This is a genomic window from Herbaspirillum sp. GCM10030257, from assembly GCF_042666555.1.
GTDB lineage: Bacteria > Pseudomonadota > Gammaproteobacteria > Burkholderiales > Burkholderiaceae_D > Noviherbaspirillum.
Map to the genome: position 1 here is coordinate 1 of NZ_JBHTDH010000123.1, position 884 is coordinate 884.

1 protein-coding gene is annotated in these 884 nt (G+C 67.6%); it reads left to right on the forward strand.

Annotated features, from left to right (window positions below; translation table 11 throughout):
- Nucleotides 1-884 (forward strand): condensation domain-containing protein (locus ACFQUU_RS29365; protein ID WP_382252178.1); only part of this gene is annotated, 884 nt, incomplete at both ends.

Sequence of the window (884 nt, forward strand, 5' to 3'; positions counted from 1 at the left end):
CGCTGGATCGAGGGCGAGGTGCTGCAGGCGCAGGCGACCTACTGGCAGCAAACGCTGGCCGGGGCGCCGGCGCTGCTGGAGTTGCCGACCGACCATGCGCGTAGTGCCGTGCAAAACCTGGACGGTGCCACCGTGCCGCTGCAGTTCGACGCCGCGCTCACGCAAGGACTGAAGGACCTGAGCCGCCGACACGGCACCACGCTGTTCATGACCATCCTGGCTGGCTGGGCCAGCGTACTGGCGCGCCTGTCCGGACAGGATGACCTGGTGATCGGCACGCCGGTGGCCGGACGCACGCGCGCCGAGGTCGAGCCGCTGATGGGCCTGTTCCTCAACACGCTGGCGCTGCGCCTCGATCTGTCGCAGGACCTGACTGCGGCCGAACTGCTGCAGCAGGTAAAGCAACAGGCACTGGCAGCACAGCAGCACCAGGACTTGCCGTTCGAGCAGGTGGTCGAGCTGGTCAAGCCCGAGCGCAGCCTGGCGCACAGCCCGCTGTTCCAGGTGATGTTCGCCTGGCAGAACAACGACGCCGGCCGGCTCGATCTGCCCGGCATGGCCTGCCAGCCATACGGGGTGCAGGGCAGCACTGCCAAGTTTGACCTGACGCTGAACCTGGGCGAAGACGGCGACGCCATTGCCGGCGTGCTGGAATATGCGACGGCGCTGTTCGAGCGTGCCAGCATCGAACGCATGCTGGGTTACCTGCAGCGGGCACTGGCGGCGATGGTGGACAACGACAGCCTGCAGGTTGCGCGGCTGCCGCTGCTGGACGAGCAGGAACGCACGCAGTTGCTGGTCGACTGGAATGCGACCGCTGCCTATCCTGCAAGCACCTGCCTGCACGAGCTGTTCGAGGCGCAGGCCGCCGCACAGCCGCAGGC